This window comes from Pseudoalteromonas sp. SM9913 (assembly GCF_000184065.1).
Lineage (GTDB): Bacteria > Pseudomonadota > Gammaproteobacteria > Enterobacterales > Alteromonadaceae > Pseudoalteromonas > Pseudoalteromonas tetraodonis.
Genome location: NC_014803.1, coordinates 1,665,005 through 1,685,172 on the forward strand (window position 1 = coordinate 1,665,005; position 20,168 = coordinate 1,685,172).

At 38.0% G+C, this 20,168-nt stretch carries 20 protein-coding genes and 1 pseudogene; 7 read left to right on the forward strand and 14 right to left on the reverse strand.

The window, feature by feature from the left end; all coding sequences use genetic code 11:
* Positions 1-38 precede the first annotated feature (38 nt).
* The 7 genes from PSM_RS07585 to PSM_RS07615 all read right to left on the reverse strand — a co-directional run bounded on the left by PSM_RS07585 (position 39) and on the right by PSM_RS07615 (position 8,413).
* Complete coding sequence (locus tag PSM_RS07585; protein ID WP_013464941.1) at positions 39-2,540, reverse strand: S9 family peptidase; 2,502 nt, start codon at positions 2,538-2,540, stop codon at positions 39-41.
* A 105-nt stretch (positions 2,541-2,645) separates the two neighbouring features.
* On the reverse strand, positions 2,646-3,815 hold the full coding sequence (locus PSM_RS07590) for an endonuclease/exonuclease/phosphatase family protein (protein ID WP_013464942.1): 1,170 nt from the start codon (positions 3,813-3,815) through the stop codon (positions 2,646-2,648).
* Complete coding sequence (locus PSM_RS07595) at positions 3,815-4,744, reverse strand: YeiH family protein (RefSeq protein ID WP_013464943.1); 930 nt, start codon at positions 4,742-4,744, stop codon at positions 3,815-3,817. The genes PSM_RS07590 and PSM_RS07595 overlap by 1 nt, the downstream gene beginning before the upstream one ends.
* 4 nt (positions 4,745-4,748) lie before the next feature.
* Positions 4,749-4,973 carry a DUF2798 domain-containing protein gene (locus tag PSM_RS07600; protein ID WP_013464944.1) on the reverse strand — a complete coding sequence of 75 codons (225 nt, stop codon included), beginning with the start codon at positions 4,971-4,973 and terminating at the stop codon, positions 4,749-4,751.
* Between the two features lie 69 nt (positions 4,974-5,042).
* Positions 5,043-6,188 carry a 5-(carboxyamino)imidazole ribonucleotide synthase gene (locus tag PSM_RS07605; RefSeq protein ID WP_013464945.1) on the reverse strand — a complete coding sequence of 382 codons (1,146 nt, stop codon included), beginning with the start codon at positions 6,186-6,188 and terminating at the stop codon, positions 5,043-5,045.
* Between the two features lie 2 nt (positions 6,189-6,190).
* Entirely contained in the window at positions 6,191-6,673 is a 483-nt protein-coding gene (purE, locus tag PSM_RS07610) for a 5-(carboxyamino)imidazole ribonucleotide mutase (protein WP_013464946.1), read from the reverse strand.
* 153 nt (positions 6,674-6,826) lie between these two features.
* Positions 6,827-8,413 carry an ABC-F family ATPase gene (locus tag PSM_RS07615; RefSeq protein WP_081485471.1) on the reverse strand — a complete coding sequence of 529 codons (1,587 nt, stop codon included), beginning with the start codon at positions 8,411-8,413 and terminating at the stop codon, positions 6,827-6,829.
* Between the two features lie 616 nt (positions 8,414-9,029).
* Between PSM_RS07615 and PSM_RS07620 the strand changes: the two genes are divergently transcribed.
* The gene (locus tag PSM_RS07620) at positions 9,030-10,238 is read left to right on the forward strand and encodes a porin (RefSeq protein ID WP_013464949.1); all 1,209 of its coding nucleotides are present in this window, start codon (positions 9,030-9,032) and stop codon (positions 10,236-10,238) included.
* A 95-nt stretch (positions 10,239-10,333) separates the two neighbouring features.
* Here PSM_RS07620 and PSM_RS07625 read toward each other — a convergent pair whose 3' ends face one another.
* Entirely contained in the window at positions 10,334-10,516 is a 183-nt protein-coding gene (locus tag PSM_RS07625; protein ID WP_013464950.1) for a hypothetical protein, read from the reverse strand.
* Positions 10,517-10,627: 111 nt separating this feature from the next.
* Here PSM_RS07625 and PSM_RS07630 point away from each other — a divergent pair, with 111 nt between their 5' ends.
* A complete protein-coding gene (locus PSM_RS07630; RefSeq protein WP_013464951.1) occupies positions 10,628-11,149 on the forward strand; it encodes a TetR/AcrR family transcriptional regulator in 522 nt (173 codons plus the stop codon).
* Between the two features lie 333 nt (positions 11,150-11,482).
* On the opposite strand, the gene PSM_RS07635 is transcribed toward PSM_RS07630, so the two are convergent.
* Positions 11,483-12,355 carry an alpha/beta hydrolase gene (locus tag PSM_RS07635; protein WP_013464952.1) on the reverse strand — a complete coding sequence of 291 codons (873 nt, stop codon included), beginning with the start codon at positions 12,353-12,355 and terminating at the stop codon, positions 11,483-11,485.
* The gene (locus PSM_RS07640; protein WP_013464953.1) at positions 12,352-12,861 is read right to left on the reverse strand and encodes a GNAT family N-acetyltransferase; all 510 of its coding nucleotides are present in this window, start codon (positions 12,859-12,861) and stop codon (positions 12,352-12,354) included. Before PSM_RS07640 ends, PSM_RS07635 begins: the two co-directional genes overlap by 4 nt.
* A 99-nt stretch (positions 12,862-12,960) precedes the next feature.
* On the opposite strand from PSM_RS07640, the gene PSM_RS07645 reads away from it, so the two are divergent.
* On the forward strand, positions 12,961-13,164 hold the full coding sequence (locus tag PSM_RS07645; RefSeq protein WP_013464954.1) for a hypothetical protein: 204 nt from the start codon (positions 12,961-12,963) through the stop codon (positions 13,162-13,164).
* Positions 13,165-13,179: 15 nt separating this feature from the next.
* Here the strand turns inward: PSM_RS07645 and PSM_RS07650 are convergent.
* The 3 genes and pseudogenes from PSM_RS07650 to PSM_RS07660 form a co-directional block, all read right to left on the reverse strand.
* Positions 13,180-13,551 (reverse strand): annotated as a pseudogene (locus PSM_RS07650) (GNAT family N-acetyltransferase); the annotation flags it as partial.
* Between the two features lie 116 nt (positions 13,552-13,667).
* Positions 13,668-13,862, reverse strand: coding sequence for a CPXCG motif-containing cysteine-rich protein (locus PSM_RS07655; RefSeq protein ID WP_013464956.1), 195 nt, complete (start codon positions 13,860-13,862; stop codon positions 13,668-13,670).
* Positions 13,863-13,957: 95 nt separating this feature from the next.
* The gene (locus tag PSM_RS07660) at positions 13,958-14,557 is read right to left on the reverse strand and encodes a MepB family protein (protein WP_013464957.1); all 600 of its coding nucleotides are present in this window, start codon (positions 14,555-14,557) and stop codon (positions 13,958-13,960) included.
* Between the two features lie 123 nt (positions 14,558-14,680).
* Between PSM_RS07660 and msrA the strand changes: the two genes are divergently transcribed.
* A complete protein-coding gene (gene msrA, locus PSM_RS07665) occupies positions 14,681-15,277 on the forward strand; it encodes a peptide-methionine (S)-S-oxide reductase MsrA (protein ID WP_013464958.1) in 597 nt (198 codons plus the stop codon).
* Between the two features lie 126 nt (positions 15,278-15,403).
* Here msrA and PSM_RS07670 read toward each other — a convergent pair whose 3' ends face one another.
* The gene (locus tag PSM_RS07670; protein ID WP_013464959.1) at positions 15,404-15,586 is read right to left on the reverse strand and encodes a hypothetical protein; all 183 of its coding nucleotides are present in this window, start codon (positions 15,584-15,586) and stop codon (positions 15,404-15,406) included.
* A gap of 394 nt (positions 15,587-15,980) precedes the next feature.
* On the opposite strand from PSM_RS07670, the gene PSM_RS07675 reads away from it, so the two are divergent.
* From PSM_RS07675 to bktB, 3 genes are all read left to right on the forward strand, one after another.
* Positions 15,981-16,886: a LysR family transcriptional regulator gene (locus PSM_RS07675; RefSeq protein WP_013464960.1), complete on the forward strand. Its 906-nt coding sequence runs from the start codon at positions 15,981-15,983 to the stop codon at positions 16,884-16,886.
* 159 nt (positions 16,887-17,045) lie between these two features.
* Entirely contained in the window at positions 17,046-18,503 is a 1,458-nt protein-coding gene (locus PSM_RS07680; RefSeq protein WP_013464961.1) for an aerolysin family beta-barrel pore-forming toxin, read from the forward strand.
* A 232-nt stretch (positions 18,504-18,735) separates the two neighbouring features.
* Positions 18,736-19,929, forward strand: coding sequence for a beta-ketothiolase BktB (gene bktB / locus PSM_RS07685; RefSeq protein ID WP_013464962.1), 1,194 nt, complete (start codon positions 18,736-18,738; stop codon positions 19,927-19,929).
* Positions 19,930-20,168: the final 239 nt, after the last annotated feature.

The following is a 20,168-nucleotide window of genomic DNA, read 5'->3' on the forward strand; positions in this document are numbered from 1 at the left end:
AAAAACGCCACATAAGTGGCGTTTTTATTTTTAGTCGATTAAAGCGTTTCTTTAAACAGTTTATAAATCCGACGGTATTCATCTAACCAGCTCGAAGGCTGAACAAAACCATGCGGTTCAACTGGGAAGATTGCTGTTTCAAAGTTTTCTTTTTCAAGTTCTATTAAACGCTGTACTAAACGCACTGAATCTTGAAAGAACACGTTATCATCAACCATAGGCGCATTTATTAATAAATGCTTTTTAAGCCCTTCTGCATAATAAATAGGTGAACTACGCTCATAGGCAATCGGGTCAACATCAGGGTGATTCAAAATGTTAGCCGTATAACCTGTGTTGTAATGAGCCCAATCAGTCACTGGACGAAGCGCTGCGCCTGATTGAAACAAGTCTGGTGCGGTAAATAACGCCATGAAGGTCATAAACCCACCATAAGAGCCACCGTAAGTCCCTACCGCTTGGGTATTAACATTGGCATTATCCGCCATCCATTTTACGCCATCGGCTAGATCTTGTGTTTCAGGTGTTCCCATTTGGCGATAAATAGCCGTTCGCCAATCACGGCCATAGCCTTTAGATGCGCGGTAATCCATATCCATTACTACATAACCTTCATCTGCTAGTAATGAATGGAACATAAATTCACGGAAGTAGCCAGACCAACCCATATGTGAATTTTGCAAGTACCCTGCACCGTGGTTAAAAATAACCGCTTTGCGGGTTTTGCCTGTTTCACCCTCTTGGTAATCAGCGGGGTAATAGACTTTGGCGTATATGGGCTGATCTGTATGACTTGATGGCACAGCAACAATTTTAGGCGCTGTGAGTTTTTTTGCTAAAAACGCATCAGATACCGTATTGGTTAAACGAGTCGCGGTTGTGTTTGCTTTAGCCTCTGCCACATAAAGTTCAGTCGGCATAGTGATTTTAGAATGTCTAAGTAATAACTTAGATTGATCAGGGCTTAAGGTGTAATCCGTCATACCGTTTAAGTCGGTTACTTGCTCACTAACACCTGTTTGTGGATTAACGCGGTATATTTCGTAAAGACCCGGATGCTCAATATTCGCTTTATAATAAATAGCACTATTGTCATCAGTAAGCGTTAAGTCAGACACTTCAAATTGACCTTGTGTTAAAGCCGTAGCCTTGCCATTTAAAGGCTTTTTATAAAGCTGACTGTACCCCGACTCTTCCGATAAATAATACAGCGTAGTTGAGTCATTTAACCAACCAAAGTCGTTAAACGCATACGCAATCCACGCATCGTCATGTAAACGGTGTTGAGATACGAGTTTATTATTTTCAAAATCAACGGTGGCCAACCAACGATCTTTGTTATCCCATGCTTCAAGCATAATCGCCACTTGGCTGCCATCATCGTTCCAGCTGATAGGCGATTGATCCCATCCCCAGTCTGAAATTACATTAATGCCACGCGGTTGCTTCTTAGACTTATACGTTTTGCCTTCACGGGCATAGTTTTCTTTTTTAACCTCAGCGAGTACATCTTCATCAAAACCAGGCAAGGTATTAAACCCTAAAGTAGTTTGGCTTTGATCTGCAAGGTTAATATAAACAATTTCAGAAGTTTGCTCTTTAGCGTCAGCCACACGACGGCGAACTTTTTTAGGCTCTATAGTCGCATCATCAGTGATGTAGTTAGGCATAATATCGCCTTCACCACGCCATGAACTTTTTTCTTGAACAACCACAATTAACGCGTCGCCATTTGGAGAAAGCTGGGCTTCATCAACCGTGTTGCCATCGCCTAAATAGTAATGCGTGTTGGCAATTGAGCTATTTTGGGTTTTAACTTGCTCATTTCGCGCATACTTATCTTGTTTGTTTTTATGCTGCAGTGCAATGTACTCAATCAGCTTATGTTGCTCTTTGGCAATGTAAGTTGTTGGCTCTTTAACACCTTGTGGTTTGTCAGCCAGCTTTAAATTAGCAATTTCACGGGTTAAACCTGTGGTTAAATCTACTTTAAAAAAGATATTACCTTGGCGATACGCTAAATTACCATCGTTTAAAAATTGTGGTTTTGACTCGGTGGCTGAGCTTTGCGTAATTTGCTTAATTACACCTGACTTTACGTTTTTAATAAATATGTTGCCTTCAAACACATAAGCTTGAAGTGATTTATCGTTAGAAAAAACAGCTTTACTTGAGCCTACGCTGTGAAGCTGATTTAAAGCCACTTGCTCTGCTGTTTGAGCGTTTACAGCTTGAGTGAATAAATCTCTTAGCTCACTACCTTGTTGTTTACGCGCGTAAATAACGGTACTTGAGTCAGCACTCCAAAATGCACTTTGCGGTTGGCGTCCAATCCAATCAGGGTGAGCCATCGCTTGTTCAAGCGTAATTCTTGAGACACCCATGTCTGCAGGTGTGTTAACAACACTTGCAACCTTGGTATTTGTTTGAATAGCTGAGTCATTAGAAGTTGTGGCGGTTGCTGTACAGCCCGCTAACATAACACTTGACGCAACAGCCATTGCAACAAGTGTTTTAGAAGATGAAAATTTAAAAATCATAGTGCTTCTTGACGGTTATTATAATTAACCGTATTTAAGCAGAAGCACCTTTATAATTGCAATTATTTAAGATAAACAACGCTGATATCGGGGTGAGTAACCCGTTTATTCAACCGTTAAATCAAGCCATACCAAACGGTGGTCACTTGATGCGTTTCTATCTTTGATTAAACGGTACAATTCGCTTTGTTTTTTCGGCCAAAATACGCCACCATCTTTAATGGTTAGTCCATAATTTGAAGGCAGAACGTAATCAACGCGTGCCTGCCAGTTAGCAGTGTAATTTTTAGCATAAGCTTGTGGGTATTGCTCTTTAGCGCCCTCACTGGTTGGAATAAAACCGGCATTAATCATCGGGCTTTTAAGTAACTGATCTGTTGTATTTGTGCGCTTTTTATCGCCCTCAGGGGCGGCATTTAGGTCACCTAAAATCACAAAGCGTGATTTTGCTGCAAGGCCGCCCTTTTTACCGTTATCGTCATACAGGTAACTTTCGTTATTAACGTAATCAGCAATTAATCTAATTTCATCATGATTACGAATGCCGTTTCTGTCTTCATCACCATCAAACACAGGCGGCGTAGGATGCGAGGCTAACATATGAACTACTTTATCATTTACTTTTACCGGTATATCCCAAAACGATTTAGAGCTTAAACGTAAAGCATTCCATTCTTCTTCGTTATACCAATTTGTATTGGTTTTTGGATCTACCGGCATTTTCACATTCGGTAAATCTTTGTGCTTAAACGTTTGCAGGGTTCTGATGTTGTCAAAATCAATGGGGTAACGAGACAAAAACACCATTGCGTAGTGGCCTTCAAAAAATCCAAAACCTTGCGCATCGCCCATCACACCATTTTTTTTGCCATCGTTGTCTAAATCAAACTCTGTGGCTAAGCCGGTGTTAACTGGTGCAATGTAAACATAAGGATAATCGATAGCCGCTTGATCATTTTGCCCTACATTTAAGTAATGGGTTTTAAAGTATTCTATCCCTTGTGATTTAGGGACGTAGTCAAATTCATTTAAAAGCACCACATCTGGACGAACGCGTTGAATTATTTCAGCAATATTTTTAATTTGCTGGTGGTCAGAGCGCAGCGCGTTAACTAAGGCATCGCTTTTTACTTTTTCATTTTTAGCGGTGTAATTGGTTGCATCCATACTGACATTAAACGTTGCGACCCGTAATGACTCTGCGTGAACATAGCTTGCTGAAACCAGTGACAATAAAAAGCCACCAATAATTTTAATACCGAGATCATGTCTCATTATATGAATCCATCTATAATTAATAATAAAATAACACTGCTAACCACGATCCAAAGAATCACAGCCATTAAAAACGGTTTAATTCCCGCTTGCTTTAGTACCGATAACGACAAACCACTGCCAATTAAAAACAGTGTCATCACTAGTATTTGCTTCGCTGCAATGTTTATCAACTCCCAATAAGATGAAAGCGACGGCACATAGGTATTAATTAATGCGGCTAATAAAAAGCCTACAATAAATAATGGAATACTCGCCTTTTCATCTGAGCGCATAAACACACCCGCAAGCGTAGTGTATGGAATAATCCACATAGCACGAGTAAGCTTCACTGTTGTTGCTATGCTCAGTGCCACTGCACCATAAGTAGCCGATGCACCTACCACGCTGCTGGTATCATGAATTGCAAGTGCAGCCCATAATCCAAACTGCTCTTGGGTTAATTCAAAATAATGCCCAATTGCAGGGAATAATAATAACCCTACACCATTGAGTAAAAATACGATACCCAGCGCCACAGCCACTTCATGATCTTTAGCTTTTATAACCGGTGCCATGGCCGCAATAGCGCTACCACCACAAATAGCGGTTCCAAAGGAAATTAACACGCCTGTGTTACGATTAAGTTTAAACACTTGAGTTAAAATTTCGCCAAGCCCAATTATGGCAGTAATACTGACAATTGTTAACACTAAAGAGCTGCGACCAACCTCAATTACCTGATTAAAATCAACAGCAAACCCCAACCCCACAACCGCCAACTTTAGCATCCATTTACTGGCCTTTTGTGATAACTCAGCAAACGGGTTACCCAAGGTAATCGCAAATAACGCCCCTATAACCAAGGCACTACCAGCGCCAATAAATGGAGTGATGCACAAAGCCAGTAATATTATAAATACAGGTTTATGTAATTTAGCGATAATCATAACGTTAAGCGCGAATCAGTTTATTAGTCAGTTTATGGACAACGGGGGCAACAAATATAACCGTTGGAAAGGCAATACAAAAGGCAAATAACCACGCTTTAAGCCAGATAGATACGATGTTATCGACCATACCAACATTAAATAGAGAAATAACTAACGACATAAAACCTGACATGAAAAGTGCCATAAAAAAGGCAAACACAATAGTACGAAACTTTGGATGGATCATTGAAAAGAACCTTTAGAAGGTAAAGCGATATATTGAAGTTAAGTTCAATTTATCGCTTTGTTTTTTAACTTATAATAGCGATTTGCTGGTAGCTAATACACCGGGGTAATCTTGCTCTGGTAAACACATTGCGAGTTCACCAAGGCGTTCACCTAATTGCTGTAAATTATCAGCAGATACATTAATGTGGCCCATTTTGCGACCAGGTTTTACACTTTTACCGTACCAATGGCTGGTAACATCTGCTGTTTTTAACACATCAGTAGGGATTTGTGCTTGGCCTAATACATTTATCATAGCAGTAGGCTGCTTAAGTTGCGTACTACCTAAAGGTAGGCCGGCAACAGCGCGCATATGGTTTTCAAATTGCGAACAATGAGCACCTTGTTGCGTCCAATGGCCTGAGTTATGAACTCGCGGCGCAATTTCATTAACCAGTAATGTACCTTGCACATCAAAAAACTCAATGGCGAGTACACCAACATAGTTAAGCTCATTCGCAATTCGGGTAAATGCCGTTATTGCTTGTTGCTCTAGTTGGCTATTATTGTTTATACCTGCAACCGAAAGCGTTAACACACCCTCGGTGTGCTCGTTTTCAGTTAATGGATAAATAGCAACATGGCCGTGTTTATCGCGCGCACCAATAATAGAGACTTCACGATCAAACGGGATCATTTTTTCTGCAATTATGGTGTGCGGAGCGTGCTCAGTGCCTGATGCAATAAAATCAGCCATTTCAGCCCAAATTTGCTCAATTTGATCGTCTGATTTTAAACGCCATTGGCCTTTACCATCGTAACCCGCTTGGCATGTTTTAATGACTAATGGCTTACCAAGTGTTTGAACCGCGAGTTCAAGATGCGCTTTTTCTGTAATTAATTGATATGGCGCGCATGCGACCGCGGTTTTATCTAGGAGCGCTTTTTCAAGCGCACGGTCGCCACCGGTTTTAATGGCTTGTTTGCCCGGATAAAACTTATTGCTATTACAACACTGTGTAAGTACATCATCTGGAATATGTTCAAACTCGGCCGTAATAGCATCAGCGTTTTCTATCGCTTGTTCGAGCGTTGTTGGGTACACTTCGTTTGTAAGCGGATGTACAATCTTTTTGCTGCCTACATCATAAGCAACCACATTTAAATTAAGCGGTGCACCAGCTAAACTCATCATTCGTGCTAGCTGCCCTGCCCCTAAAATTAAAATATTCATGATCACTCTGCAGGATTTGGGTTAGCTAAAACAGTCTCAGTTTGTTCTTTACGGAACGCTTCGATTTTTGCGAATATTTCTGGATTTTGACATCCTAAAATTTGTGCTGCTAATAAACCTGCGTTTGCAGCACCGGGCTCACCAATAGCAAGAGTACCTACCGCAACACCTTTTGGCATTTGGCAAATAGATAACAGAGAGTCTACACCGTTTAGCGCTTTAGATTTAACGGGTACGCCTAAAACTGGCAGAGATGTAAACGCTGCCGCCATTCCCGGTAAGTGCGCCGCGCCACCTGCGCCTGCAATAATAACTTTAATACCGCGTTCTGCGGCTGAACTTGCGTAATCGGCAAGTAATTGAGGAGTGCGGTGGGCAGAAACCACTTTAGTTTCATACTCAATGCCAAATTTTTCTAGCATAAGGGCGGCGTGTTCCATGGTTGGCCAATCTGATTTAGAACCCATAATAATGCCAACAGTCATAAATACTCCTCAGTAATGTATTTTAAAAATAGCGGACTTATGTCCGGTTTTATGGCGGGTATTATATACTTAAATGCTGCACTAATGCGACCAACAGGCAATAAAAAAGCCATGTTAAACATGGCTTTTTTTAAACAGCGAAACAATCAGTAATTAAGCTTCTTTACTCGCTAAATATTCGCTGTAGTTTCCCCTAAAGTCGATTATTTTACCGTCTTTAATTTCCCAAATACGGGTAGCAACTGATGATACAAACTGACGGTCGTGTGACACAAACATCAAGGTACCTTCATATGCTTCAAGTGCTAAGTTAAGCGCTTCTATAGATTCCATATCCATGTGGTTAGTCGGTTCATCCATTAATAAGATATTTGGTTTATGCATCATGATTTTACCAAACAGCATACGACCTTGCTCACCACCTGAGATAACTTTTACAGATTTTTTGATATCGTTTTGTGAAAACAACATACGACCTAAGAAACTACGAACAACTTGCTCATCGTCGCCCTCTTGTTGCCATTGCTCCATCCACTCAAACAAATTCATGTCTTTTTCAAACTCATCGGCATGATCTTGTGCATAGTAGCCAATGTTTGCATTTTCAGACCATTTAAACTCACCGCTTTTAGGCGCTAAACGTCCTGCTAAAGTGTTTAATAATGTTGTTTTACCCACACCATTTTCACCAATAATAGCAATGCGTTCACCTACTTCAACCAAACCCTCAAGGCCTGAGAATAAAGTTTCTTCAAAACCTTGCGATAAGCTAGTCATTTCTAGTGCGTTACGAAATAACTGCTTTTCTTGTTCAAAACGAATAAACGGTGTTTGACGTGACGACGCTTTTACTTCGTCTAATTGAATTTTATCAATTCGTTTTGCACGTGAAGTGGCTTGCTTTGCCTTTGATGCGTTGGCAGAAAAGCGCGATACAAATTGTTGAAGCTCTGCTATTTGGCTTTTCTTTTTGGCGTTTTCACTTAATAAACGTTCGCGTGCTTGAGTAGCTGCAAACATGTATTCATCGTAGTTACCCGGGTAAATACGTAGTTCACCGTAGTCAATATCGGCCATGTGCGTACATACCGAATTTAAAAAGTGACGGTCATGCGAGATGATGATCATGGTACAGTCACGTTGATTCAATACATCTTCAAGCCACTTAATTGTATAAATGTCCAAGTTATTGGTAGGCTCATCGAGCAGCATGATATCAGGGTCTGAAAACAAAACTTGAGCTAGAAGCACACGAAGTTTAAAACCTGGTGCAATTTCTGACATAGGTCCGTAGTGCTGCTCTGTAGCAATACCCACACCTAATAGTAACTCACCCGCTTTAGATTCAGCCGAGTAACCGTCCATTTCAGCAAATTCAGTTTCAAGATCGGCTACTTTCATGCCGTCTTCTTCACTCATTTCAGGTAGGCTATATATACGGTCACGTTCTTGTTTGATATCCCACAATTCTTTATGACCCATAATCACGGTATCAATAACAGAATATTCTTCGTAGGCGAATTGATCTTGGTTTAGTTTAGCAACGCGCTCATTTGGATCAGTACTTACGTTACCCGAAGATGGTTCTAATTCACCACTAAGGATTTTCATAAAGGTCGACTTACCGCAACCATTAGCACCAATTAAACCATAACGGTTTGATTCGCCAAATTTAGCTGAGATATTTTCAAATAACGGTTTAGCACCAAATTGCATGGTGATGTTAGCTGTACTAATAATAGCGCTACCCTCCAAGGGAGACTGAAGTATTTAAATTGCGCGCAGTTTAAACCAAATCACCGTTTTTTTCTATGAAAGTTTATAGCACCAAACTCAAAGTAAACGGTGGCTGTTTATTAACTATAAAAGCAATTAAATAGCCAAAGTACTGGGCGAGTAAATGTGCTGAAAAGGTGGGTAAAACTCATTATTGTACTGTTGATGCAGTAAAAAAATGTTTATTAAAAAACAACTAGCATAAAACCTTTATAAATTATTTAATCGCGTTTACAGGCGACTTGGTCGCATTTTACTTTTATTAACAATTAATACGGCTATATTAACTCCTTTTATAGTATAAGAGTTTTAGCTCTACCCATGCCGACAGGCGCAACTATGAAAAAAATTCAATATCCCCTCTCCTGCATTTAAGCCTAATGTCTTATTCCAAAATTAAATGGCAGTTTATACGGCTACAAAATAAAAACAGCATTAACTTAAAATGAACAAGCTGCGTGTTTTGTGCTAATTGTCATTGATAATTTTTCACTTTTGAGCCTTTTATTGCTTTGCTAGTCTGCACGACTTCGAATTTAGTAATTATAAAAACGCCTTTAATTTAGGCAAGGCACACACAATGAAAAGAAAATTAGTATCGCTAGCAATTGCGGGTATTTTAGCTGCTCCAAGTGTTTCAGCAGTAGAAGTGTTTAAGGATGAAAAAAATATAGTCGCAGTAGGCGGATATATTGATGCACGAGTGATAAATACTCAAGGTCAAAACGAAATCGTCAATGGTGCCTCACGAATTAATTTTGATTTTAAACGCCAAATAAAAAACGGCTGGGAAGCAATGGCGCGTGTTGAATGGGGTGTCAACCCTGTTGGCAGTAGCGATATTGTATACAACAACCGTTTTGAATCTATTCAAGATGAGTTTTTATATAATCGTTTAGGTTATGCAGGACTTAAACACGATAAATACGGCCAAATTACGATTGGTAAACAATGGGGTGCGTGGTTTGATGTTGTGTATGCTACAAACTACAGCTATGTATGGGATGGTAACGCTGCCGGTGTTTACACTTACAACAAAGACGATGGTGCAGTAAATGGTACTGGTCGTGGTGATAAAACACTGCAATACCGTAATAGCTACAACGACTTTGACTTTAGTGTTCAAACTCAGTTAAAAAACAGCGCTTTTTATACTTGTGATGTAAGTAATATTACAGAATCACAATGCCAAGCAAATTTTGAGTCTGGAGATGCTGCTGCACAACAAGTTGAATTTAACTATACGTTTGGCGGTGCAGTAACCTATAACGTGACTGATAAGCTAAAACTGACTGCGGGTATTAACCGCGGCGAGTTTGAATTAACGTATGGCGACGGAACAACCCGCTCTGTTGACGATTTAATTTATGGTGCAGGTGTTATTTGGGGCAATATTGATGCGCCAGGCTTGTATGTAGCCGCTAATATCAACAAAAACGAAAACCACGATACAGATAACATAGGTCGTTTAATTAAAGATGCGATTGGTATTGAAACATTTGTGTCGTATCGCTTTGATAACGATTTTAGACCATTTATTGCCTATAACTTATTTGATGCAGGTGATGACTACGTAATTCAACCAAACTTTAATGCCGATCCTAACGATGTATTTAAGCGTCAGTTTGCAGTTATTGGTGTGCATTACTTAATTGACCAAGACACACAACTTTATGTAGAAGCACGTAAAGACTTTGGTGATTTTGAAAGTAATAATAAACAGCAGCAAGCGCTAATGGAGCAATCTGAAGATGACGGTATTGCTTTTGGTTTTAGATACGTTCTTTAATATCAGTTGAGCTTTCAAGCTTAAAATCACAAAGCTAAACTTAAAGCCCTGCAAAATAGCAGGGCTTTTTTCGATTTGTTTAGTTGAAGCTTGAGCTATTTTTTCTTAAATGCTTTTTTTAACGCACGCGTCCCCTCTGTTGGCCCTAGAATAAGCCATAAAAAAGCAACCCCTCCTGGGACTAAAACTACTTTTAATATTGGCCCTAGCAAATAAGAATAAAAATAAATTAGTGGAATAAAAAGTACATAACCAATAACACGTTTGATAAACTTCATGTAACATCCTTATAAAAATGAGCGCGCTCACAATATTAATTGAGCGCGCTCAATTAATCAAATAATGATTTAGCCCTTTTATTTAACAAACAAGTAAAGCATTGAAATATAATGAGTAAAAAAGAAAAGACACGCGATAAAATTTTAGCTTCAGCATGGGAATTATTTTTGCTGCAAGGTTACGATCACACATCAACAAGAGAAATAGCGGTTGCAGCCAATGTTGCTGTAGGTACAGTGTTTAGTCATTTTGAAAATAAAATTGATTTATTGATGGCCGGTATGCAACAACAAATAGCCGTTATTATTAACCAAGCAAAGCAGTTAGATACGCAGCACTCCCCTCGCTTAAAGTTACGTCATTACGCTCATCCGCTTTATTCTTTTTATTGTGAAAATAGTGAATTTAGTAAGCTATTAATTAGCGACATCATTTGGAGAACGTCTTTTTTTAAAGCGCAGATGGATGAATTTAAACAACTGCTTTTTAGTGAACAAACGAAGTTTGATGAAACAAAAGCAAGCGTAATGATGGACTGTTATTTTATGACCTTAATCGATGGGTTAAACGATCCCTTACCAAATGCTGAAAATATGCTTAGACAGTTAAGTAATAAAATAGCGCTTTTGTAATTAAGTCCTAAACGTATAGATCGGTGCTGATATAAATAAAGCACCGCCCACCTTTTTTGTTATTTAAATTCTTTATTTAACGATCCAGATAGCCAAACTCAATAAGCGTTATAAACCCACCACTCCACTTATGAGTAAATCGATAATTTATATTACGCCATTGCTAAGATTACATTTAAACACAATTAAGTATGATGTGTTCTTGCATGTGTTACCTTACATCCACCAGCCATTTACACCATAAAATAATTTATAGCAAAACGGCTTAACTGTACATATATACAGTTAAGCCGTTTTGCTAGTACTACTCTTAATTAAAGTTTAACAATATTATTAATTAATAAATTCATCATAGGCCATTAAAGCCCCCGTAATACTCAATGCTGGATTATCATTATGCTTTGCATCAGGGTTTACTTTACTGCCCCACACTAACCAGTTACTAGTATGGCTTACTAAACTTTGCTCCAAGTTATTATACGCCTCAAGCATTAATTTATGCTCAGCCCCGCCAACAGTAAAATATAATAAGGCGGGTCTATAGTAGCTCTGTGTTTTAACTTGTAAAAAGCTATTAAAATGATTTACTACGGTCATATCGTCATACCAAGCCGCAGGGCTAAATGCAAAGTAACCATTAAATAGCATTGGTTTGGTATGCAGCGTATATAAAGTAAAACTGCCCCCTGCCGAAAATCCCGTTAATATACGGTTTTCAGTTAACCTGTAGTTAGCCTCTAAATAAGTAAGTAGCTCTTGCTCTATAAAAGCTAAAAACAAATCAGCTTTACCAAAAATTTCTGGCGAAGTTTCATGTTTAGGTCGAGGATTTGTATTTACGTCCTTCCTTGCATAAGGTGGTACAAGATCACGATTTCGGGTATCAGTAAAAAACTGATTAGGTATAGCAACTAAAATAGCCTCATTTAATATACTTTCAGGATTTAATGCTTTTAGCGCTTTATCCCAATTAGCTAAATTAAAATTACCATCTGTTTTTATAATAAGTGGATACGCTTTATTTTTATCAAAATCATCGGGGAACCTTATAAATACCTTACGAGACTCATTAAGCACTTTCGAATCTAAGGTTACATCAACAAAGTCTGAAACATTATTTTGATAATAACTAAACCCAGTTATTGCAAACCCAAATACACTAACAGCAAGCAACACATTTAAAATAATCGCTTTTTTAATTCTCATGCGTCACCCATTTTAGTTAATTGCTTATGCCATACACCGTTATTAAGTTGCTGCTTAAATACAAAGCCAAGTTTAGTAAGCAAGTTATAACAGCGTACGTTTTTACCATGAATTTCTGCATATAAGTGCTCAATGTTTATAGAGCTATGCACTTCACTGACAAAGCCTTTAAGTACTTCTTGCATTAAGCCTTGCTGCCAATAAAAAGGATCGAGTTCGAAGCCCAAATAAGCACTTTGGGTTTGGCTATTTATGTTATATAAACCACAGGTACCAATTAGGTCACCAGATATATTATGTTCAATCGCAAGCCGAACACCTTCACCTTGGTAATAACTCGAGATATCATCTTGAATTAACTGCTTAATATGCTGTTTATTTAGCGGGGTTTTATAATCGTTAAACTCATAAACGAGTGGATTATTTAAAATTGTTAATAGCGCTGCGCCGTGTTTGTGGGTAATTAAACGTAAGGTAACGCGGGGTAATTTTATAGTTTTAAACATGCCTACGCCAAATAAAGTAAACGCGCTTTAAATAGCACTTTATAGAGCGTCATTATTAACTTACCATACCGTATTCACAAGCATTAATTGAGATAAACTATGAGTGACAATTTTAAAGTAATACAACCAACTACTACTGTTTACTGCCCAAAACGTGGTGAAGGTTGGACCCTTACCGGCATTACTAATATTAACGAGTTTACGTCGGTTATGTTTGATGGTGTGCGTTACACCTTACCAGCGAGAGAAATTGTAGAGCAGTTGCTGCCTAACCAATTAGCGCGTGAACAGCAAAATAGCTAAATTAAACAAAATTTATCACTTAACCATATGTACACAGTTTTCTGGTAATGGGCTTAAGTCATGATTTTCTGGGGTATTAGCAGCAACTTTAAAGCCTAGCTTTTTATAAGCCGATACTGCTGCTAGGTTGTATTTATAAATAAACAATGAGCAATCATTAACATTTAAGTTTAATTGCCCATGTTTACATAATGCTTTAATTAGGGTGGCTGCAATTCCCTCCCCCCTTCGTATAGGGTTTACTATTAAACGCGCCAAATGACATTTGTTTTTTTGTTGATAATATTGCCCAAAAGCGAGTAATACGTTTTGTTGTCCAACCAATACAAAAGAAGTCGAGACATCAAGGTTTAAGTTTTCAATAAAAGTCTGCGCCGTAAATGGGTACCTAAAGTAAGGGCCAGCCCATTAAGTTATGTCATGTTGATCATTAAACCAACTCATTAGCTCGATAATATGCGTATTATTAAGTGGTTGTAATGTCATTCGCCTTGTTGATTCCTTCAAAACGCATCATCTTCGCTATACACATTTACGCCAAGCTCGTCTTCATCATCAAACACCACAAACGTAATGGGCTTACAGCATACTTGACAATCTTCTATGTATTGCTCATCAATATCAGCCACATCAATTAATACTTCTATGGTTTCACCGCAGTAAGGACAACTAATTGACTTTTCGGTTAACTGGTTCATGATTTCCCCTTTCAAATTTACATAAGGTTATAATTTCACTTTAGTAAACAACCCTATATAAAACAATGCTCGTAAAGTGACTTAATAATTCAAATTTAAACAGCGTTAGCTAAAATATTGTTTAACTTAATTAAATCAACTAAGCCATGTTGGTTCTGATTTAAAAAATAATCGCATTGCCAACGCTGAGTAACTTTAGCAGAATTACTAAATGCGCCAGTCCCTTTTAATGCCCTACTTTCGCTCCAAGGCGGAAATACTCTAAAAGCCGTTTTACCTTTATGGTTTCTACCTGTGACGATGCCTTTTTTAACTAACAACTCAACTGGAAATAAAAAGAAACCTTTTTGTATATTTGCTACTTGGTTATTAATAGTGGTTAATCCATCACTTGAAACCGCTACTAATAAATAGTCAAACTCATTGGCAAATGGAATTGGTTTAAAATTACTCAAATCCGCTGGGCGTTTCCATAGTGCTAAAAAAGCGCCAGGTCTGTCGGGTGTAATTTTAGCTTTTCTGTAAATTATACGTTTTTGGTTTAAAGTAAATGCATAGCCATGGTATTGGGCATTTTGATTATGAGGTATCAACTCATCAGCGTTTGGTAGTTTATACCCTGAGGGAGCAAAGTTGTTTTGTAAAATGATTAATAATTCATCATGCAAATGATCATTCGTCATTAAACTTTTCATATCTCGCATCCGTTTTATATAAAGTTAGTTCAAACCCTTAAGCAACTTTGTAATGAAAGAGTTTTTAAAGTTAGCGGGTCTTACTATACAAGTATTTATACATAACTAAAGGTGAACATTTTTATGAAACACACATTAGCGCTAGCATTGACCTCTATGGGGATTTTGTTTAGCTCATTAACATACGCTAAAACCGAACAAGCTATTTTAGCCGGTGGCTGTTTTTGGTGTATAGAAAGTGACTTTGAAAAACTCGAAGGTGTAACCGATGTGATCTCAGGGTTTACTGGTGGTGAACTTAAAAATCCAACCTACAATGGTAATCACCAAGGCCACTACGAAGCTGTTCTGGTTACCTACAACACTAATGTATTAAGCTATCAAGATATTTTAAACCATTACTGGGTGAATATTGATCCTTTTGACGCAAAAGGTCAGTTTTGTGATAAAGGCCCAAGCTACCGTAGTGCGATTTTTGTTGCTAATGAGCAACAGCGACAATTAGCTAAGCAATCTAAACAAGCCGTTATGAATGAGTTTACTAACCAAACAGTAGTAACCCCTATTCTCGATGCTAAAACCTTTTACCCTATAAAGGGCGATGAAAGTTATCACCAAGATTACTACAAAAATAATCCTATTCGTTATAACACCTATCGCTGGCGTTGTGGCCGTGATAGTCGCCTAGAAGACATTTGGGGCGATCGAGTTACCCACTGAGTTTAAAAAACCAAAAGGCTGCAAAAAATGCAGCCTTTCTAATATTTAAGCAAAGTAATAGCAGACTAATTATTTATTCTATTCTCAAAGCTGCAGGCCCACTTAAAAATTCATTTTTTAAGACGGTTAAATAGGCTTCCTATCATGGTGATTTCTTTTTATAGGAAATACCTTAAACCAAAATGCCATTTCAAAAACAAAGCCCGCAATAATAAAAATAAATAAGCCGGTAGTGCTACCGTATGAATAACATGAAATAGCGGCAATAATTAATGCAGCTAAAATCAACCATTTTATAAACACATTCATCTTTAATACCTTCGGTTCTGTTGATTTATCGTGGCAAATTCCATTTAGGTAATCAGATCCTATGCATCATGATTATTCACCAAAAAAGTGTGTCTAGCGTAATTACTCGTTTATTGTTTGTCTATTAAAACGTATCGTAAAATGTTACGCATTGTTTCTACTGAGTTTTTATTTTAAAAAACGCGTTATTTGCAGAATCTTTAATTACTAATACCTCAAGTAAGTACACCTTCGCTCACAATAATTTATTAAATATTCTAATACAAAGGTAAATTTCTTGTTGCCACAAAAGGGACTAATGAGTACTTTAATTAAATAATTAGTTTTATAACTTTAACTAATTATTAAGTACTAAATACAATTTCATGTCTTAAATTAATACAGGAGATTTACCTTGCTTGATATCATAGCGCTTTTTATAAAAGTAAATCATTACAAAACATTTAATGAAGCGTCAGTAAAGTTAAATATTCCTTTACCCACTTTACAAAGAAAAATAAAAAAACTTGAAGAAGACTTATCGTTAGCGTTGTTTTATCGTGAAAAAGGAAGTTTGCGATTAACAGAACCTGGAAAGAGTTTTTATAGCCACTGCCTAGCCCATGTAGAAGGTTTACAAACTACGCTGTGCAATTTTAAGAATTTCAGTGAAAATAAAGTGAGTAAAATTAAACTAATAGCGCCGCAAAACTTTATAAAGAGTGTGTACTTCTCAGGCGTTATAAATCAATTCACATTACTTTATCCAAATATTAAGATTCATATGATGCTATCGGATGAACGCCTTGATTTAAAAGCCACCGAGTTTGATTTAGCCATTAGAATTGGAAAACTAGATAGCTCACAAAATATATGTAAAGTCATTAACCAAATGAGTTTTGCTTTAGCTTGTTCATCGAGTTTAATTGAGCAATATGGCATACCAAGTAATTTTGACGATTTAGCTAAACTACCCCACATATCGTGCTCGCCATTCGAAAACTGGTCCTTTAAAACAAATAAAAATGAACAGGTAATTTTTAAACCTCAACCTAACTTTATTTCTAACGATATAGAAATGTGTGCCTTAGCTGCTATTGAAGGAAGAGGTGTATATTATGGCCCTAAATATTGTTTATTACCGCATATAAAAGACGAAAGCTTAGTTGAAGTATTAACTCAGTTCAAACCCATAAAGCGAGATGTAAACCTTTTATGGCCTGATAAATTAATTCCAAAAAGCACACGCTATTTAATTGATTTTTTTAGAGCACTCTCTCAAAGGAATCAAAATGTAGCTACCGCAGCATTAATAATTTAATTAATTTTTGTAATGTTTAAGCAACTAATATTTTTGAAAAATCAACTTTCATATAACACTCTATAAAAATAAAGCGAGTTCTTTAGAATCAAAATTGGTCCAAAATTAGATTATTTAATTAGGACCTCATTTAAATATAATTTTAAAGGATGTAACTTAATGAAAAAAATATTACCCCTATTGCTGTTGTCGCATACAAGTTTTGTAAGTGCTAATACAACTGCAATTTATCCAGATCAACTTAAAAATGAAAGCTTAGGTGCTGGAGTTTGCTCAGCTGATAATAGACTAATTACAAAGGCTGAAGCGCAAACCTACAGAAATGAACTTACTAACAAAATGGGTAAGTGGCAAATAACGGGATTAGCTAATGGCTGGGTTATTATGGGTTCTGGCTACGCAGGTGAAATAAAACAAGGGACTGCTGCAAATTCTTGGTGCTACCCTAACGATCCTATTAATGAGATCCCTACATTAAGTCCCGTAAAAGTATCGCCAGGCAGTCAAAGCCAAATTGAATGGGACTTAGTAAATCAAAAAGAGGTGTTTATAAAACCCCTTTCATACCTTGCTCATACAATGGGATTTGCGTGGGTTGGTGGCAATCGCTCAAGCTATGTTGGTGATGACATGGAGGTATCTAAAGCGGGCTCAGGATGGAAAATACAAGGTTACAACGGTGGCAGTTGTGATGGTTATCGATGTGATGAAAAGTCAGCTATTACCGTATCTAACTTTCAATATGTGATGGATAACGAGTCATATAAAATAACAGGTGATATTGTTGCTGCCGACAAAGAACTAATAAAAACGTTAACAGTCCCTGCAGTGAATGACACGTCAGCAGCTCAAATGTCAGTGGTTACAATTGAATACGATGCGGCAACCAACTGGTCTAAAACCAATGATTACAGTATTTCTGAGTCTGTTACATTATCTAATACATGGAAGTCTCCCTCTGTTACTGGCGGATCAGACACTTCGTTATCAGTCACAATCGCAGCGGAGCAAGCATGGGGAACAAGTAATGGCGGCTCAGAAGCTGAGCGAGTAGTTGTACAGGCAAGAACCAATGTACCAGCATACACACAGCTTAATGCAAAGGTCGATTTGTTTAAATCATCAATATCGTATCCTTATGCATTCGATGCTGATATTACCTATGATCTATCTATAAATGGCTTTATGCGATGGGGAGGCAATGCTTTATTAACCCACCCAGAAAACAGACCTAACGACACTGCTAATTTTGTAATTGGCCGTTGGGCAGGTCAAGATAAAAGCATTGAGTATCAATGGGAACACCGCTATATACCAGGTGAGAATAAAAAATGGGATTGGCCTTGGATGATACAACAAACAAGCTTATCAACAATGCAATACTATTTAAGCCATGTTTTAAGACCTAAAAAAACAACCCTAACAGGCCACTTTTATGCACAAAGCCAATTTGCGGGCAGTGTTTACTTTGGTGACGAAACCCCAATTGTCACTAACCAAAGAAGTAAGCGAAGTGTTTCATCTAGTGAGTACTCTAGTGCAGAAAAGTTAAAAAAAGAGTTTGAAGATGCGGGTTTTAAAAATGTTGTTGTTAATATTGAAATGATTGATTTATAAACACCTGTGGGCTCTCATAATGAGAGCCCTATTTCATAAATTTAAACAAAAATATTATTACTACTCACCTACTTTACTATTCCCTTTATTAAAATACATATACAGCTGAACCAACCTCGCCTTTAGTTTATTGAGAAATTATGCTTTGATGCATTAATAAAACTATTAATCGCATTAGTCTATTAAACATACACCAGCACAAAGTGATTATAAAAATAATAAGAGAACAACAATGGCACAAAATACAAACAACAGCGTAGTAATACTCAGTGCGGTTCGTACCGCTATCGGCAGCTTTGGTGGCAGCCTCAAAGATTTTAGCCCAGCTGAGCTTGGCACTTTGTGCGCAAAAGAAGCCCTAAATCGGTCTAAACTATCTCCTAACCAAGTAGGTTCATGTGTGGTAGGCAAAGTTATTCATAACGGCCCTAAAGACGCATACCTTTCAAGAGTCATTGGTCTCGATGCTGGGTTGCCTATAAGCAGCCACGCTGTAACGCTTAATCGCTTATGTGGTTCAGGGCTTGAAGCAATCATACAAGCGGCACAACAAATTCAATTAGGTGATGTAGATGCAGCCATTGCTGGCGGAGCAGAAAGCATGAGTAGCTCTGCCTATACCCTTGAAAGTAACCGCTGGGGGCAAAAAATGGGCAATAGCACTATGGTCGATGAGCTCACCACGACCTTACAAGACCCATGGGATAATAACCCGATGGGAATAACTGCTGAAAACATCGCAGAAAAATATTCAATTAGCCGTCAGCAGCAAGACGAGTACGCAGCAAAAAGCCATCATAAAGCCGCAAAAGCGATTGCTGCAGGTCATTTTAAACAGCAGATTGTGCCTATCGAGATTAAATCACGTAAAGGCACGAACGTTTTTGACACCGACGAACACGTTCGCGCCGATACCACAGCCGATAAACTTGCCACTTTAAAGCCTTACTTTAAAAAAGATGGCACCGTTACCGCAGCAAGCTCATCCGGTATAAACGATGGTGCAGCCATGTTGGTACTTATGTCAGAGCAAAAAGCCAATGAACAAGGCTTAAAACCGCTGGCTCGTTTAGTGGGTTATGCCAGAGCAGGCGTTGATCCTACTTTAATGGGTATCGGCCCTATTCCTGCAGTACAACAGGTATTTGAAAAAACCGGCTTAACCATTGACGATATGGATGTAATTGAGTCTAACGAGGCCTTTGCAGTACAAGCTCTGTGCGTTGCAAACGAGTTAAATTTCCCTGCCCATAAAGTAAACCCGAATGGCGGCGCCATTGCGTTAGGGCACCCTGTAGGCGCAACAGGTGCAATTTTATCAACTAAATGCTTGTACGAACTCAAACGAATTAATGGCAAGTTTGGGTTAGTCACAATGTGTATTGGCGGCGGGCAAGGCATTGCAGCCATTTTTGAAGCGCTTTGATTCTAAGTTCATAACAACTATTTAATATCACATTAGGTTTAAACATAAAGGCTTTATACACAAGGAGTACTAAGAGACGCTTTGCTTTTAGAGGAAATAAAAACGTGGAAGTTATATTCTTTCGTACTCCCCCTCTTGAGTTTCTCTTTGTGAAAATCGATTTTAAGGCTTTTTTCACTTAGGGAGATAAAAGTTGCGTCAACTTATAGGTTAACTATCAAACATGAAAAAACTCTCGT